This is a genomic window from Serratia ureilytica, from assembly GCF_017309605.1.
GTDB lineage: Bacteria > Pseudomonadota > Gammaproteobacteria > Enterobacterales > Enterobacteriaceae > Serratia > Serratia ureilytica.
The window spans coordinates 4,585,294-4,600,814 of sequence record NZ_CP071320.1 but is presented as its reverse complement, the minus strand read 5'-3'; the positions used below and the strand labels follow the sequence as shown (position 1 = coordinate 4,600,814).

Below are 15,521 nucleotides of genomic sequence, written 5' to 3'. Positions count from 1 at the left end.
GATGCCATGAGTTGGCAGCAGTTCAAATCTCAATACCTGGTGCGCTTTTGGGCGCCGCTGCCGGCGGTGATCGCCGCCGGGATCCTCTCTACCTACTACTTCGGCATGACCGGCACCTTCTGGGCGGTGACCGGCGAATTCACGCGCTGGGGTGGCCATGTGCTGCAGTGGTTCGGTCTGCACCCTGAGCAGTGGGGCTATTTCAAGGTGATCGGTTTGCAGGGCACGCCGCTGGAGCGCATCGACGGGCGCATGATCATCGGCATGTTCGCCGGCTGTATCGCCGCCGCGCTGTGGGCCAACAACATCAAGCTGCGTCAACCGCAGCATCGCATTCGCATCGTGCAGGCGCTGCTGGGCGGCATCATCGCCGGTTTCGGTGCGCGCCTGGCGATGGGTTGTAACCTGGCGGCCTTCTTCACCGGCATTCCTCAGTTCTCGTTGCACGCCTGGTTTTTCGCGCTGGCGACCGCCGCCGGCTCTTACTTCGGCGCCAAATTCACGCTGCTGCCGATGTTCCGCATCCCGGTCAAATTGCAAAAGGTGAAGGCCGCCGCGCCGCTGACGCAGAAGCCTGAGCAGGCGCGCCGCCGCTTCCGGCTGGGCATGGCCGTCTTCGGCCTGGCGGTGGCCTGGTCGCTGTGGACGCTGTTCGATGCGCCGAAGCTCGGCATCGCCATGCTGTTCGGCATCGGCTTTGGCCTGCTGATCGAACGCGCGCAGATCTGCTTCACTTCGGCGTTCCGCGATCTGTGGATCACCGGCCGCACTCACATGGCGAAAGCCATCATCATCGGCATGGCGGTGAGCGCCATCGGCATCTTCAGCTACGTGCAGCTCGGCGTGGCGCCGAAGATCATGTGGGCCGGCCCGAATGCGGTGCTGGGCGGTTTGCTGTTCGGCTTCGGCATCGTGCTGGCCGGCGGCTGCGAGACCGGTTGGATGTACCGCGCCGTGGAAGGGCAGGTGCACTACTGGTGGGTGGGGCTGGGCAACATCATCGGCGCTACGCTGCTGGCCTATTACTGGGACGACCTGGCGCCGGCGCTGGCGACCGACTACGACAAGATCAACCTGCTCGATACCTTCGGCCCGATCGGCGGCCTGCTGGTGACTTACCTGCTGCTGGCGCTGGCCTTCGCCGCCATGCTGTGGTGGGAGAAACGCTTTTTCCGCGCCCGGCCTGAGGCGCAGGTGGTGAATTTGAGGAGCATGCCATGAAAGCGACAACGATAGTGCCGGACTACCGGCTGGACATGCTGGGCGAGCCTTGCCCGTACCCGGCGGTGGCGACGCTGGAGGCGATGCCGCAGCTGAAGCCGGGGGAGATCCTGGAGGTGATCAGCGATTGCCCGCAGTCGATCAACAACATCCCGCTCGATGCGCGCAACCACGGCTACAAGGTGCTGGATATCCAGCAGGACGGGCCGACCATTCGCTACCTGATCCAGCGTTAACGCCAAGGCGGTGGGGTTCCCACCGCCTTTTCGCTTTTTAGCCCTTCACGATGTCGCCCTTCACGCCGGCGACGAGCTCGAACGAACGCAGCCGCGCCTGATGATCGAAAATCTGGCCGTTGACCATGATCTCGTCGGCATCGGTTTCACGCAGCAGCGTTTGCAGCCCGTGGCGCACCGTTTTTTCATCGCCGACGATCGACATCCGCAGCGCCTGCTCGACGCCGTATTGCTCGCCGGCGGTCCACAACGCGTGAATGTTATCCACCGGCGGCGGCAGCGGGCCGGGCGCACCGCGGCGCAGATTGATGAACTGCTGCTGCATCGAGCTGAACAGGAAGCGCGCATCGCGGTCGCTGTCGGCGGCGATCACGTTGACGCAGACCATGGCGTGCGGCTGCGCCAGCTGTTTGGACGGTTTGAAGTTCTCGCGGTACAGCTGCAGCGCCTGGAACAGCATATCCGGGGCGAAGTGCGAAGCGAAGGCGAACGGCAGGCCGAGCTGCGCCGCCAGCTGTGCGCTGTAGAGGCTGGAACCGAGCAGCCAGAGCGGCACATGCAGCCCCTGGCCCGGCACCGCCTGCACCGGTTGCCCGGGCTGCGCATCGCAGAAGTAGTTTTGCAGTTCCTGCACGTCGCGCGGGAAGGTATCCACGTCGCCGGACAGGTGGCGGCGCAGCGCCATCATGGTGCGCTGATCGGTGCCGGGCGCGCGGCCCAACCCCAAATCGATGCGCCCCGGGTAGAGCGACTCCAGCGTGCCGAATTGTTCGGCGATCACCAGCGGCGCATGGTTCGGCAGCATCACGCCGCCGGAGCCGAGGCGAATGCTCTGGGTGCCGGCGGCCAGATAGCCCAGCAGCACCGAGGTGGCGGCGCTGCCGATGCCGGTCATGTTGTGGTGCTCGGCCAGCCAGTAGCGTTGGTAGCCCCAGCGTTCGGCGTGCTGCGCCAAATCCAGCGAACAGTGGAAAGCGTCGCGCGCCTTGGCCCCTTGCGGGATTGGCGATAAATCCAGTACCGAAAGCGGTACGGCAGTGTGTTCAGTCATGACATCGTCCATCAGAGAGTGGATCGCTTAAAGGGCGATTGCAGGAGTCTGCATACTAAAAGGCCGAAAAAAAGATGCTTTTTAGTGTTAAAAGCATAATCCAATTTATAGTTATAAAAGAGGAGATATGTGCTTGTGATATCCTCATGAGTGCAATGGTGTTTTTTGGAGCAATTTGAGACATGGAAATGATTATCCCCGCCCGCCGCTTACCGTTCCGGGAGCTGACATAATGAAAAAAAAGACGCTGTTTACCCTGTTGCTGATGTTGGCGGCGATCGCATTGGCGATCCTGTTCCGCGCGCACAATCAGGATCTGTTGCTGCAGGGTGAAGTGGATGCCCCCGAAGTGATCGTCGCATCCAAGGCGAAAGGCCGGGTCGTTGAACGCCTGATCGAACGCGGCGACGACGTGAAAAGCGGCCAGCTGATCATTCAACTCGATAGCCCCGAACTGATGGCGCAGCTGCGTTCCGCACAGGCGACGCGCGACGAGGCCAAGGCGCAGCTTGAGCTGTCATTGCACGGTACCCGTGAAGAGAGCATCCGCAACCTGCGCGCCAACCTGGCGCAGGCCGAGGCGCAGTACCGCAATGCGCAAAACGACTACAACCGGAACCTGAGCGTGGCCGGCAAGGGCTATATCTCGAAGTCCGAGCTGGACGCTTCGCGCCGGTCGCGCGACACCGCCTTCCAACAGGTGCAGGCCGCCAAGGCCAATCTGGATGAAGGCATCAACGGCGACCGCGTCGAGCAGCGGCAGCAATATGCGGCGGCGCTGCGGGCGGCGGAAGAGAACCTGCTGCAGATCCAGGCGCAGAGCGACGATCTGCAGGTGAAAGCGCCGGTAGACGGCGAAGTGGGGCCGATCCCGGCCGAAGTGGGCGAATTGCTGAACGCCGGCAGCCCGCTGGTGACGTTGATCCGGGTGCCGGACGCCTACTTCGTGTTTAACCTGCGTGAAGACATCCTGGCCCACGTGCGCAAAGGCGACAAGGTCAAGCTGCGGGTGCCGGCGCTGAAGGACAAAATGATCGACACCGAGGTGCGCTACATCGCGCCGCTGGGGGATTACGCCACCAAACGCGCCACCCGCGCCACCGGCGACTTCGACCTGAAAACCTTCGAAGTGCGCCTGTATCCGTCACAGCCGGTGGACGGCCTGCGTCCGGGGATGAGCACCTTATGGCAATGGAAAGAGTAAGGGCCGGCTGGCGCTGCTTCAGTCACGCGTTCGACAAAGAGTGTCGCGTCGCCTTTCGCAGCCCGGTGGTGCACTGGCTGAGCTGGATCTTTCCGCTGATCCTGTTTGCGCTGATCAGCAGCAACTTCTCCGAAGGCACGCTGCTCGATCTGCCGGTCTCGGTGGTGGACAGCGATCACAGCCCGCTGTCCAAATCGCTGACGCGGCGGCTGGACGCCGGTTCGCACGCCCACGTCGAGGCTTACGGCGGTGGGTTGCCGGAGTCGCTGAGCCGCCTGCGCAGCGCGCAGGATTACGCGTTGCTGTATATCCCGCCGGACCTTGAGGCCAACGCGCTGTCGGGCAAACAGCCGAGCGTGGTGATGTACTACAATGCGTTGTTCTACGGCGCCGGGCTGTACTCCACCCAGGACTTTGGCGGCCTGATGAACGAAATCAACGCCAGCACCCGCAGCATCATCGCCACCGAGATGGGCAAGACGCTGCCGCCGTTGGCGGACGTGACGCTCTCCTACGGCAGCCTGTTCAACGCCAGCGGCAGCTATATCTATTACCAGCAGTTCGCCGCCACCATCCATCTGCTGCAGCTGTTCGCGGTGACCTGCATGATCTACGTGCTGGCGCGCAGCAAGTCGCTGCTGCAGGCCAAGCCGTTCAGCCTGGCGCTGCTCGGCAAGCTGGCGCCGTACACGCTGTGTTTCACCACCCTGCTGATGGTCGAGATCGCGGCGCTGGTGGGCATCTTTGACGCTCGCGTCAGCGGCAATCCTCTGTTTATGCTGATGATCGGCCTGTTCTACGTGATGGCGGCGCAGAGCATCGGCCTGCTGCTGTATACCTTTACCGGCAGTACCATCACCGCGTACAGCCTGATCGGTATTTTGGTCAGTATCGCGATGACCTTCTCCGGCATGGCGGTGCCTGAGCTGTCGATGCCGCTGCCGGCGCGCATCATTTCCAACATCGAACCGCTGACCCACGCGCTGTACGCGATGTTTGACGTGTTCCTGCGGCAGGTGCACGCCAGCGCCATCTTCAGCGTGTGCGCGCTGCTGGCGGTCTATCCGCTGGTGGCCGCGCTGCTGGTGCGCAATCGCCTGCCGGCGCGGCTGGAAAAAGAGGGGAACGCCGGATGAAGCTCTATTGGCAAACCTTCGTTAAGGTGCTGCTCGGCATGCTGGAGCGGCCAGTGTGGCTGATGCTGATCCTGTCGCTGTGCATCATGAGCCTGGTGTACGCCAACCGCACGGTCTGGGATCTGCCGGTGGGGGTGGTCGATCAGGATCACAGCACCGCCAGCCGGCAGCTGATCCGCCAGCTGGACGCCACGTCCAAGATAGCGATTGAAACCTACGACAGCCTGGAACAGGCGCAGCGCGATCTCAGCTGGCGCAAGCTGTTTGCGGTGATCATCATGCCGGTGGATCTGGAGAAGAAGATCCTCAGCGGGCAGAACATCGTGGTGCCGGTCTACGGCGACGCCACCAACCGCCTGGCCAACGGCCAGATCCAACAAGACGTGGTGGCGGCCTATCAGCAGCTGCTGACGGAGTACAACAACGGGCTGCTGCTGCGCAGCGGCTTCAGCGAACGGCAGGCGCAGATACTGCTGACGCCGATACTGGGACAAACGCTGGACGTGTTCAACCCCGGCATCAGCTTTGCGGCGATCATCTTCCCCGGGCTGTTGGTGATGCTGTTGCAGCACTCGTTGCTGATCGCCTGTATCCGCGTCAATATCGCCATGAAAAGCATGCCCGGCGGCAAAGCGCCGCTGGCGGCGCACCTCGGCGGGCTGACGGCGCTGCTGCCGATCTGGCTGTTCCTGTCGATCGTGCTGTTCGTGCTGTGGCCGTGGGTATTGGGCTATAGGCAGACGGCGAACATCGCCGAACTGCTGCTGCTGACCTTCCCGTTCCTGCTGGCGGTATTGGGGCTGGGCAAGCTGGTGACCGAGTGCCTGCGCAGCGTCGAGATGATCTACCTGACGCTGGCGTTCATCACTACGCCGGTCTTCTACCTGTCCGGCACCATCTGGCCGCTGCAGTCGATGCCGGCCTGGGTGCGCGCCATCTCGTACAGCATTCCCTCCACCTGGGGCACCAAGGCGATCGCCGGCGTCAACCAGATGGGGCTGTCGCTGAATGAAGTGTGGGGCGACGTGGTGATGATGCTGATACTCGGCGTGGTCTACACCCTGCTGGGCTTCGGCGTGGCCTTCTTGCGCAACAGCGTGGCGCTGCGCGGGATGTTCAGGAAGCGGCGGGCGTAAGGGGGAGGCATTGATGCCTTTCCCGGTGACGTCAAAAGATAATTAATCCAATGGGTTATTGCGTTATTCCCGCGGCCGGCGGGGATAACGCAAAGCGACCACAACCCGGCAATCGGGTTTCGGCCGCGCATAAACTCTCCTCGCTAACGACACGCAGCAACCCCTTCTTGAAATTCGGTCTGGCCCGCCGACAATCACGCACGCCTTCAATCACGCCTGTTTGTGTTGCAGTGTTATGTTCTCTTTTTGATAAGGCTATTCCTAATTCTTTCAACCTTATCATCCCTAAAAAATAACCCTTCGACTATTTAGCCAAAAGTGATATTTGCCGGGATAGAACATTGCTTATCCAATTTTAATTGTTATATTTCTATTTCGCTCAAAATGATTAGATCTTCTTAATTGTTGATGTGTGTGATGAACTCCTCGGGATTTACGATCTTAGCGTGCGGAAATCATTAATTGTAGGGTAATTAAATGGATTGCTCGCTCATAGTCATGAGATTGGTCTGTAAACGGGATGTTTCAGATAGGTGCCGTTATGTAATAAATATGAAGGAGCATGATGTATGACGGGTAAGTTAAGCGTTCAAACGGTTCTGTTTGAATATCATGGACAAAAATATAAGGTCTTCCTGGCATGCGATAAACGGCATGTTGGGTGCAACGAATTAAATCCGTTGTATTTTTTAGATGCCAACAGACACTTTGAGACCCTAATTAAGGCGGGTTATCACGGTGATGATGTATCCCCTGTGCTTTATATTGGAATCGGTTATCAGGAGGGGGTCGATATTAAGGCGGCTCGCACATTTGACTATACGGTGAGCGATGGCAGCGAGCGCTTTAAAGACGGGGGCGGAGCGGAGCAATTTTATCGATTTATTCAGGATGTCGTCAAACCGTGGGTCGAATGTCGTTTTAAGGTCAATAAGCAAATGCAAACGCTGGCGGGGCATTCGTTTGGCGGGCATTTCACCTTATACGTGGCGTTTCATCATCAAACGGCTTTTCAGCGCTATGTTGCCGCCAGTCCCGCTCTCTGGTGGGCGAATGGCGCAGTGCTGCCCGAAGGCGACGTTAAGCTTGCCGCAAGCATTGATTGGTTATCGCTGCTCTTAGGCAGCCGCGAGGAGCGGGCGGAGCCGGACAGTACCGATCTTGAGAAAGAGATCTTCCAGCGCATAGGGGATAACCCAAGGTTGAATGTCAGGAATCTGGCGTCGCAGTTAGTGAAAGACGGCGAGCGCTGCAGCTTCGAGTTTCTTCCCGGGCGCAAACATCCGGCGGTGGCAAAAGATTATGCACGCATAGCGAATTTCGTTGCGAGCCAAAAACCACTGCCAACAGGGCTGTGACAGGAGAGGTTAAATGGATTTTAAAGTGACGAGAGGGTTGCTGCTTTTGGCTGGATTATTTTTCTCTATCACGGCGGTGGCAAAGCCTATTCAAACCGACGAGACCGCCTCATTGATTAACCAGCGATTGTCTTACATGAAAGACGTTGCCGGGTATAAGGCAAACAACCATCTGGCCATTGAGGATTTGCCTCAGGAAGCCAACGTATTGGCCAACTCAGTCCGCGAGGCGGAAGCATTGGGATTGGATGGCAAGTCGGTGGCTCCTTTTATACAGGCGCAAATGGATGCGGCCAAAGCGATTCAGTATCGCTACCGGGCAGACTGGCTGTCGGCGCCGGAAAACGGCTGGCAGCCTGAATCGCTGGACAGTGTGAGAGCGAAAATCAGCCGGTTGAATACCCAGATTTTGACCAGCGTCAGCAATAAATTGAAGAAAGGCGAGCGCTTTAATGACAGGTTTGTTTTTATGAAATCCCTGGAACAAACCCACCTGAAAGTTGGCGATAAAGAACGCCTGTGGCAGTCATTAAAGCGAATTGCGTTGAAAAGGTAATCGCCTGCCGTTGTTCTGGCTGAATGCGCCCGATGTGTGGTTTCGGGCGCATTCTCCTCGCGGGCGGCCAGCCGAATAATGGCGTTGAAAGGCTCCTCTGGCGAGGGAAAGCCCGGCGCCGGCCTCAATCACCCCACCAACGCCAACCCGGCCACGCGGCGCCAGTAGCCGTTGCAGTCGGCGTGGTCGGTCAAGGCTAGCGGCTGCTCGCCGCGCTCGTTGGCGCGGAAGGCATCGATCTGCGCCAGCGTCTCGGCGCCCTGCGGCGACAGCCGCACGATGTCCACCAGCCCCTGCATGTTCGGCAGCTCGTTACCGAGGTTATAGCAGTAACCGCTCATCGTCTGGATGCCGTTGAGTACGAACACCTGTTGTTGTTCCTGCGAACGCATCATGCGGCCCTGCGGATACTTGATGCAGCAGGTTTCGCACTCGTCCTTGCCGCGGTTCTCCGAGCGGGCGGTGAAGCAGCGCGCGGAATAGGCCAGCGGCAGATGGCCGTAGCTCAGCACCTCCACCTCGAAGTCGTGGCGGAAGCCCAGCTCGTCGCACTGCGTCAGCAGATTGGCCAGCCAGTCGCGCGACAGCTCGACCGGCATGCACCAGCGGATCATGCCCTGGCGGCGCAGCAGGCGCAGGGTATAGGCGTTGTAGCAGTTCAGCGCATGGCCGGCGACGAACGGCAGGCCGCGCTCCGCCGCCATGTTCACCGCGCCCAGATCGTTGGCTTCAAACAGGAACTCGCCGTTTTCCACATAGCGTTTCAGCTCATTCAGTTCGGACGGCGCCTGCAGCAGCGCCAGCGTGGAGATCACCACCTGTTTACCGCTGCGGGCGATTTCGCGCGCCAGCGCCAGCCAATCGCCGACCTTCATCTCGCGGCGCTTGGCGCAGACGCTCTCGCCGAGATAAATGATGTCGGCGCTGCTGTCCGCCGCCTGTTGATAGAACGTTGCGATGTCGTTTTTCGGCCAGTAGTAGAGTACCGGCCCCAGTGCGTATTTCATGTTTCCTCCGGCTACTGCCATTTGCGGTGATAGGCGCCCAGCGTGGTTTGGGTGCCTTCGGACATCGCGCCCAGCGTCTCCATCCAGGCGGCGTCGGCGCGGTAGGCGGCCGGATCGGCCTGGCAACGGTCGATCGCCTGGCGCCAGACGCGCGCCACCTGGCTGACGTAAGCCGGGCTGCGCTGGCGGCCTTCGATCTTCACCGAAGCGATGTTGGCGGCCAGCAGCTCCGGCAGCAGCTCCAGGGTATTGAGGCTGGTGGGCTCTTCCAGCGCGTGGTAGCGCACGTCGTCCACCAGATAGCGGCCCTTGCACAGCGTCGGGTAACCGGCGTTTTCGTGGTCCTGATAGCGGTCGATCAGCACGTCGTTCAGGCGCGACTCCATGCCCTGTGCGGTTTGCTGCCAGCGCACGAAACGCGCCGGCGAACAGGCGCCGACGGTGTTCGGCGACTCGCCGGTCAGGTAGGAGGAGAGGTAGCAGCGCCCCTCGGCCATGATGCACAGGCTGCCGAAGGCGAACACTTCCAGCGGCACCGGGCTGGTGCGCGCCAGCTGTTTCACCTGGTGCATCGACAGCACCCGCGGCAGCACCACCCGGCCGACCTCGAAGTTGCGCTGGTAGAAACGGATCGCCTCCTCATTGGTGGCGGAAGCCTGCACCGAAACGTGGCGTTCCAGCTGCGGGTAGCGCTGGGCGGCGTATTCCAGCATCGCCAGATCCGCCAGAATCAACGCGTCGGCGCCCAGTTGGGCGGCCATATCCACCGCGCGCTGCCAGCGGGCGTAGCCGTCGGGATGGGCGAAGGTGTTGATGGCGATATGCAGTTTGCGGCCGTGGCGATGCACGTAATCGACCGCTTCCTGCAGCTTTTTCTCGGTGAAGTTGAGGCCGGCGAAGTGGCGCGCGTTGGTATCGTCTTTCAGCCCGATGTAAACGGCATCGGCGCCGTTATCCACCGCGGCCTTCAGGGCCGGCAGGTTGCCGGCGGGACAAAGCAGCTCCATAGATTTATCCTGGCTTAGCCGTACGCCCGGCCGGGCGCACGCTGTCTTTAAAGGTTGCCGACGACGGTGTTCCGCCGGCAAACACGAATCGGGGAGGCCATTTTAGGCAAAGGGGCGCGCACGGGTTTTGATTTGAGGCAGCTTATGGCGTATTGATAAACATGGCGGTGAAATGCACTATTTGTTGATATAGACCGCTGAAGCCGCGCGTCAGTGTGGCAAAATAGCGGTAGTCCGTATTGAAAGGAGTGGATGACCGTGTTGGAACAACTACGAGCACGTCTTGTGCGCCAGGGGCCGTCGCTGCTGCGCATCCCGCTGAAATTCACGCCGTTCGCTCTGCAGCGCCAACTGCTGCAACAGGTGCTGAGCTGGCAGTTCCGCCAGGCGTTGGCGGATGGCGATCTGGAATTTCTCGAATCGCGCTGGTTAAAGATCGAAGTTCGCGATCTGGCGCTACAATGGTTTATGACGGTAGAAAACGACAAACTGGTGGTCAGCCAGCACGCCGAAGCGGACGTCAGCTTCAGCGGCGACGCCAACGATCTGATTCTGATCGCGGCGCGTAAGCAAGATCCGGATACGCTGTTCTTTCAGCGTCGGCTGCAGATTGAAGGGGATACCGAATTGGGCCTGTATGTGAAAAATTTGATGGACGCCATTGAGCTGGAAAGCATGCCTGCGCCGCTGCGCATGGGGCTGTTGCAGTTGGCTGATTTTGTCGAAGCAGGGCTGCAGGAGGGCACGGCGTCGGCTTCCCGTGTGGCGGCATCATGCTGATCCGCGTAGAGATCCCGGTAGACGCGGCGGGCATCGATGCCTTGCTGCGCCGCGCCTTTGGCCGCGACGACGAAGCCGACCTGGTGCAGCAGCTGCGCGAAGACGGCCTGCTGACGCTGGGCGTGGTCGCCACTGACGACGAAGGCGGGGTGGTGGGGTACGCCGCGTTCAGCCCGGTAGACGTGGCCGGCGAAGACCGCCAATGGGTGGCGCTGGCGCCCCTGGCGGTAGACGAAAGCCTGCGCCGCCAGGGGCTGGCTGAAAAGCTGGTGTACGAGGGGTTGGATTCGCTGAACGAATTCAGCTACGCCGCGGTGGTGGTGCTGGGCGATCCGGCCTATTACGGCCGCTTCGGTTTCAAACCGGCCGCCGCCTATGGTCTGAATTGTCGCTGGCCGGACACGGAAAGCGCATTCCAGGTGTATCCGCTGGCGCAAGACGCTCTGAATGGCGTCAGCGGCGAAGTGGCTTTTTCTGCGCCGTTTAATCGCTTTTAACGGCCGGCAATAGATACGCCAACGACAGCGGCGGGTGATTCACCAGCCGCTCTTTTTGTATTTTGCTCAGCTGTTTGACGCGGTATTCCAGCTTCAGCGCCGTTGAGCGATCCCCCACCTGGCAGTGAAACGCCAGCGTCAGCTCCCCTTTACCGCGCAGCGCCTTGGCGCCTTTGCCGGCTTGATGTTGCGCCAGGCGGCGCGCCACGTCGGTGGTGATGCCGGTATACAGCATGCCGCTCGGTAAACGCAGCATGTAGAGGTGCCAGGGAGTGGGGGTAGTGTCGGTCATCGTACGCCGTTTCGGTGGCCAGGGTCGGCGTATGATGGCATGTTCGCCGTCACAATCCCATCCCCGGCCGCCGGAGCCTTACCGCTTTACCCCTTTTTTCCCGCCAGCTCGAAGCGCGGCGAGACAATGCCGTACAGCGTCCAGCCGAGGAAGGTGGCGATGGCGCCCCACATCATCGCTTCCTCACCGGAGCTGTAAAGCGCATAGAAGCTGTACAGCGCGCCGATGCCGGCGATGATATTGGCGATGCGCGCCTTGTTGTCCGGCACCTTCGCCACTTTCTGAATAATGACCAGCGCCGCCATCGACAGGATGTAAGGGATGATGTTGGTCACCACCGCCAGGTTCACCAGCACGTTGAACTGCTTGTTCAGCGACGGGCTGATGGTCATCAGAGACAAACCGCTCTGGATGACGACGATGGTCAGCATGCCTTTGACCGGCGCGTCGGCCTTGCTCAGCTTGGAGAAGATTTTCGGGAAGAAGCCGCTGTCGGCGGAGGATTTGAACACCTGGGCGATGGTGAACTGCCAACCGAGCAGCGAGCCGACGCAGGACATCACCATCAACGCCATGATGATCTTGCCGACCGTCGGATTGAACATGTGGGAGAACGCCAGCCCGAACGGGGCGGTGGAGTTGGCCAGATCCATGTTTGGCACGATGCCGGCGATCACGTTGGTCGAAACGATATAGATCACCGCCGCGCTGAGTGTGCCGCCCAGTACGGCGATCGGCACGTTGCGCTCCGGATTTTCCACCACGTCGGTGTTGGCGCAGGCGGATTCCAGCCCCAGGAACGCCCACAGGGTCATTGAGATCGAGGCGCCAATGGCTTCGAAGGTCGGCACCTGATGCGGGTTCCAGGCGGCGACGTAGGCGCTGCCGCTGAACCAGTACCAGCCGATGACCGAGATGCCCACCACCGGAATGATCACGCCCCAGACGGTGATGCCGCTGATTTTGCCGGTGATGCGCGCGCCGCCGAAGTTGGCGACGGTCGCCAGCCACAGCACGCCGATGGTGGCGATACAGATCCCGAGCGGGCTGAGCGTGGTGTCGAACAGCTCGGTGCCGTAGCCGACGGCGGAAATGGCGATGGCGATATTGGCGATCAGCAGCGAAACGCCGTAGGTGTAGTTCGCCATGAAGTTGCCTGATTTACCGAAGGCGTATTCGGCGTAGCCGCCCATGCCGCCGGATTTACGGCTGAACATGCCGCATTTGGCGAACGCGTAGGCCAGCGCCATCGAGCCGACGGCGGTCACCAGCCAGGAAACTATCGAAATCGTGCCCACTTCGGCCAGCTTGGTCGGCAGCATAATTATGCCGGAACCCATCATATTCACGGCGGTCAGGATCGTTAATTGCACGACCCCCATTTTATTGTTGGACTTACTCATGATCATTTTCTCTTTTAGGATGCGATCCGGGCGGCGAGAATAATCGCCGCCCCGTAAGGTGATTAATTTTTCATGACGTAGCCGTAAGCGCGGTTCCAGCCGTCCTCATCCTGTTGGATATAAACGCCCTGCAGTTCCGGCGCGAATCCCGGCAATAAGTTGATGCCTTCTTCCAATGCCAGGAAATAACGCTGCGCGGCGCCGCCCCAAATTTCACCGGGAACCACGCACAGCACGCCAGGCGGGTAAGGCAGGGCGCCTTCGGCGGCGATGCGCCCCTCGGCCTTGGCCAGCGAGACCAATTCCACGTTGCCGCGTACAAACTCGGTATTGGCGTCCTGCGGATTCATCACCACGCGCGGGAAATAACTTTTGCGGAACATCTCTTTTTGCAGTTCTTTAACGTCGTAGCTGACGTAAAGGTCGTGCATTTCCTGGCACAGCTGGCGGATGGTGTAGTTTTTGTAGCGCTGCTGGTGGTTTTTATAGACCGCAGGCAGCACCTCGCTGAGCAGGGAGTTTTGCTCGATGTGCTTCTCGAAGCGGGCGATCAGGGCCACCAGGTGTTGCATCTTGGCGATGTCTTCCGCCGGCGTCAGCAGGAACAGGATCGAGTTGAGATCGCATTTTTCCGGCACGATGCCGTTTTCGCGCAGGTAGTTGGCCAGAATGGTCGCCGGGATGCCGAACTCGCTGTAGCTGCCGTTCGCGGTATCGATGCCCGGCGTGGTGAGCAGCAGTTTGCACGGATCGACGAAGTACTGCGATTCGGCATAGCCCTCAAAAGCGTGCCATTTTTCGCCGGGCACGAAGTTGAAGAAGCGCAGATCGTTGGCCATCGCCGCGGTGTCATAGGCTTGCCACGGCTTGCCGTCGATCTGATCCGGCACGAACGGTTTGATCATCGTGCAGGTATCCAGCAGCATTTTGCGCGCTTCGATGCCCACGCGCACACATTCTTGCCACAGGCGCTGGCCGCTCTTGCCCTCGTGCATCTTGGCGTTGACGTCCAGCGCGGCGAACAGCGGATAGAACGGGCTGGTGGAGGCGTGCAGCATAAAGGCGTTGTTGAAGCGCTTGTGGTTGCAGTAGCGGCTCTGCCCCTTGATATGCTTGTCTTTTTTGTGGATCTGCGAGGTCTGCGAGAAGCCGGCCTGCTGCTTGTGCACCGACTGGGTGACGATGATGCCGGGATCGTTCTCGTTCAGCTCCAGCAGCAGCGGCGAGCAGTCTTTCATCATCGGAATGAACTGCTCATAGCCCACCCAGGCGGAGTCGAACAGGATGTAATCGCACAGGTGGCCAATCTTGTCGACCACCTGACGGGCGTTGTAGATAGTGCCGTCGTAGGTGCCGAGCTGGATGATCGCGAGGCGGAACGGGCGGGCTTCGTTGGCGCGTTCCGGCGCCACTTCGCGGATCTGTTGGCGCAGGTAGCGCTCGTCGAAGCAGTGCGCGTCGATGCCGCCGATAAAGCCGAACGGGTTGCGCGCGGTTTCCAGATAAACCGGCGTGGCGCCGGCCTGGATCAATGCGCCGTGGTGGTTGGATTTATGGTTGTTGCGGTCAAACAGCACCAGATCGCCGCGCGTCAGCAGAGCGTTGGTCGCCACCTTGTTCGAGGCCGAGGTGCCGTTGAGCACGAAGTAGGTCTTGTCGGCGTTGAACACCTTGGCGGCGTGCTGCTGCGCCGCGCAAGGCGCGCCTTCGTGGATCAACAGATCGCCCAGTTTGACGTCGGCGTTGCACATGTCCGAACGGAAAAGCGTTTCGCCGTAGAAGTCGAAGAACTGGCGGCCCGCCGGATGTTTGCGGAAGAACTCGCCGCCCTGATGGCCGGGGCAGGCGAAAGTGGCGTTGCCCATTTCCACGTACTGCGTCAGCGTGTTGAAGAACGGCGGCAGCAGCTCGCTCTCATATTTTGCGGCGGCGGCCTCCAGCTGTTTACCGTAGAACTGGGTATTCTTGCCGCACAGCTCAAACACGCCGTGCAGCGCCGGCAATACGGCGTTATCCAGCTCTTCTTCGCAGCAGACGGCGACGAACAGCGGAATGTTCAGGCCGTGCTCTTCGATGCGCGCCACCATGCCTTGCGCGACGTCTTCTACCGACAGCACGATGGCGGCGACGTCATTGAAATCGCTGTGATGCACATCGACGATGTCGCGTTCAGTTTCAAAGCAGCCGAGGGTTTGGGTGTTGGCGGCAATTTTTAATTTTTTCATTTTTCTCATTCTTCAGGCAAAGGCGCACCGTCGGCAAATAATTCCATTTGCCGCTAACGCCTTCACGAAAATAAAGGTGTACGAGAACCCAGCGATGCCCTAAGGCATTAACTGTGTTCTTTGTTTTATTTTTCTTGGAGGCTCTTTGACGGTATTAAAAATGTATTGCGCGCCCTTCCCGGTTTGCGGGGGAAAGACATTATCACCGGAGTGCGGAGAATAAATTGAAACGCAAAGACACTCTTAACAACGGCGTAAGAGCGAGGGGGTGAGGGTTATCTGTAGTTGAAGAATGCGAAACTAAAGCAGCTGCGATGAGCCATCATCATAATATGGGTTGTGCGCCTGATATGCGCCATTTTTCGGTTATTGTTTTCCATTTTCTAATCCACCTTGCTGAGTGAAAAGATGG

At 59.9% G+C, this 15,521-nt stretch carries 16 protein-coding genes; 9 read left to right on the top strand and 7 right to left on the bottom strand.

What is annotated here, in order from left to right:
* Positions 1–6: 6 nt before the first annotated feature.
* Positions 7–1,221: a selenium metabolism membrane protein YedE/FdhT gene (gene yedE, locus J0X03_RS21775; protein ID WP_016929320.1), complete on the top strand. Its 1,215-nt coding sequence runs from the start codon at positions 7–9 to the stop codon at positions 1,219–1,221.
* Entirely contained in the window at positions 1,218–1,457 is a 240-nt protein-coding gene (yedF, locus tag J0X03_RS21770) for a sulfurtransferase-like selenium metabolism protein YedF (protein ID WP_033641662.1), read from the top strand. The genes yedE and yedF overlap by 4 nt, the downstream gene beginning before the upstream one ends.
* Before the next feature lie 37 nt (positions 1,458–1,494).
* Here the strand turns inward: yedF and J0X03_RS21765 are convergent, their stop codons facing one another.
* Entirely contained in the window at positions 1,495–2,508 is a 1,014-nt protein-coding gene (locus J0X03_RS21765; protein WP_201750836.1) for a luciferase-like monooxygenase, read from the bottom strand.
* Between the two features lie 232 nt (positions 2,509–2,740).
* On the opposite strand from J0X03_RS21765, the gene J0X03_RS21760 reads away from it, so the two are divergent.
* The 5 genes from J0X03_RS21760 (at position 2,741) to J0X03_RS21740 (ending at position 7,898) form a co-directional block, all read left to right on the top strand.
* Complete coding sequence (locus tag J0X03_RS21760; RefSeq protein WP_033638900.1) at positions 2,741–3,712, top strand: HlyD family secretion protein; 972 nt, start codon at positions 2,741–2,743, stop codon at positions 3,710–3,712.
* Complete coding sequence (locus J0X03_RS21755; RefSeq protein WP_033651473.1) at positions 3,694–4,848, top strand: ABC transporter permease; 1,155 nt, start codon at positions 3,694–3,696, stop codon at positions 4,846–4,848. The genes J0X03_RS21760 and J0X03_RS21755 overlap by 19 nt, the downstream gene beginning before the upstream one ends.
* Entirely contained in the window at positions 4,845–5,984 is a 1,140-nt protein-coding gene (locus J0X03_RS21750) for an ABC transporter permease (protein ID WP_016929316.1), read from the top strand. Before J0X03_RS21755 ends, J0X03_RS21750 begins: the two co-directional genes overlap by 4 nt.
* A 569-nt stretch (positions 5,985–6,553) precedes the next feature.
* Positions 6,554–7,342: an alpha/beta hydrolase gene (locus J0X03_RS21745; protein WP_033641663.1), complete on the top strand. Its 789-nt coding sequence runs from the start codon at positions 6,554–6,556 to the stop codon at positions 7,340–7,342.
* A 13-nt stretch (positions 7,343–7,355) separates the two neighbouring features.
* Positions 7,356–7,898, top strand: a complete 543-nt coding sequence (locus tag J0X03_RS21740) for a chorismate mutase (RefSeq protein WP_060660029.1) — start codon at positions 7,356–7,358, stop codon at positions 7,896–7,898.
* A gap of 128 nt (positions 7,899–8,026) precedes the next feature.
* On the opposite strand, the gene J0X03_RS21735 is transcribed toward J0X03_RS21740, so the two are convergent.
* On the bottom strand, positions 8,027–8,905 hold the full coding sequence (locus J0X03_RS21735; RefSeq protein ID WP_033641665.1) for a U32 family peptidase: 879 nt from the start codon (positions 8,903–8,905) through the stop codon (positions 8,027–8,029).
* 11 nt (positions 8,906–8,916) lie between these two features.
* Entirely contained in the window at positions 8,917–9,912 is a 996-nt protein-coding gene (gene ubiU, locus J0X03_RS21730) for a ubiquinone anaerobic biosynthesis protein UbiU (RefSeq protein ID WP_033641666.1), read from the bottom strand.
* Positions 9,913–10,170: 258 nt separating this feature from the next.
* Between ubiU and ubiT the strand changes: the two genes are divergently transcribed.
* Both ubiT and J0X03_RS21720 read left to right on the top strand, forming a co-directional pair.
* A complete protein-coding gene (gene ubiT / locus J0X03_RS21725) occupies positions 10,171–10,692 on the top strand; it encodes a ubiquinone anaerobic biosynthesis accessory factor UbiT (RefSeq protein ID WP_033644181.1) in 522 nt (173 codons plus the stop codon).
* A complete protein-coding gene (locus J0X03_RS21720; RefSeq protein WP_021504238.1) occupies positions 10,686–11,189 on the top strand; it encodes a GNAT family N-acetyltransferase in 504 nt (167 codons plus the stop codon). Before ubiT ends, J0X03_RS21720 begins: the two co-directional genes overlap by 7 nt.
* Here J0X03_RS21720 and J0X03_RS21715 read toward each other — a convergent pair.
* The 4 genes from J0X03_RS21715 to speFL form a co-directional block, all read right to left on the bottom strand.
* The gene (locus tag J0X03_RS21715) at positions 11,176–11,481 is read right to left on the bottom strand and encodes a GIY-YIG nuclease family protein (protein ID WP_142074920.1); all 306 of its coding nucleotides are present in this window, start codon (positions 11,479–11,481) and stop codon (positions 11,176–11,178) included. The genes J0X03_RS21720 and J0X03_RS21715 overlap by 14 nt on opposite strands.
* An 86-nt stretch (positions 11,482–11,567) precedes the next feature.
* A complete protein-coding gene (gene potE, locus J0X03_RS21710) occupies positions 11,568–12,884 on the bottom strand; it encodes a putrescine-ornithine antiporter (protein ID WP_033648789.1) in 1,317 nt (438 codons plus the stop codon).
* 62 nt (positions 12,885–12,946) lie between these two features.
* Positions 12,947–15,109, bottom strand: a complete 2,163-nt coding sequence (gene speF, locus J0X03_RS21705; RefSeq protein ID WP_123062098.1) for an ornithine decarboxylase SpeF — start codon at positions 15,107–15,109, stop codon at positions 12,947–12,949.
* Between the two features lie 275 nt (positions 15,110–15,384).
* Positions 15,385–15,489, bottom strand: coding sequence for a leader peptide SpeFL (speFL, locus tag J0X03_RS21700; protein ID WP_004933443.1), 105 nt, complete (start codon positions 15,487–15,489; stop codon positions 15,385–15,387).
* Positions 15,490–15,521: the final 32 nt, after the last annotated feature.

Coding starts and splice junctions, on each gene's coding strand:
- yedF (WP_033641662.1), top strand. CDS start 1,218: ATGAAAGCGACAACGATAGTGCCGGACTACCGGCTGGACATGCTGGGC.
- J0X03_RS21720 (WP_021504238.1), top strand. CDS start 10,686: ATGCTGATCCGCGTAGAGATCCCGGTAGACGCGGCGGGCATCGATGCC.
- speFL (WP_004933443.1), bottom strand. CDS start 15,489: ATGGAAAACAATAACCGAAAAATGGCGCATATCAGGCGCACAACCCAT.
- potE (WP_033648789.1), bottom strand. CDS start 12,884: ATGAGTAAGTCCAACAATAAAATGGGGGTCGTGCAATTAACGATCCTG.
- yedE (WP_016929320.1), top strand. CDS start 7: ATGAGTTGGCAGCAGTTCAAATCTCAATACCTGGTGCGCTTTTGGGCG.
- J0X03_RS21765 (WP_201750836.1), bottom strand. CDS start 2,508: ATGACTGAACACACTGCCGTACCGCTTTCGGTACTGGATTTATCGCCA.
- J0X03_RS21715 (WP_142074920.1), bottom strand. CDS start 11,481: ATGACCGACACTACCCCCACTCCCTGGCACCTCTACATGCTGCGTTTA.
- J0X03_RS21760 (WP_033638900.1), top strand. CDS start 2,741: ATGAAAAAAAAGACGCTGTTTACCCTGTTGCTGATGTTGGCGGCGATC.
- J0X03_RS21740 (WP_060660029.1), top strand. CDS start 7,356: ATGGATTTTAAAGTGACGAGAGGGTTGCTGCTTTTGGCTGGATTATTT.
- ubiU (WP_033641666.1), bottom strand. CDS start 9,912: ATGGAGCTGCTTTGTCCCGCCGGCAACCTGCCGGCCCTGAAGGCCGCG.
- J0X03_RS21745 (WP_033641663.1), top strand. CDS start 6,554: ATGACGGGTAAGTTAAGCGTTCAAACGGTTCTGTTTGAATATCATGGA.
- speF (WP_123062098.1), bottom strand. CDS start 15,109: ATGAAAAAATTAAAAATTGCCGCCAACACCCAAACCCTCGGCTGCTTT.
- J0X03_RS21750 (WP_016929316.1), top strand. CDS start 4,845: ATGAAGCTCTATTGGCAAACCTTCGTTAAGGTGCTGCTCGGCATGCTG.
- J0X03_RS21755 (WP_033651473.1), top strand. CDS start 3,694: ATGGCAATGGAAAGAGTAAGGGCCGGCTGGCGCTGCTTCAGTCACGCG.
- J0X03_RS21735 (WP_033641665.1), bottom strand. CDS start 8,905: ATGAAATACGCACTGGGGCCGGTACTCTACTACTGGCCGAAAAACGAC.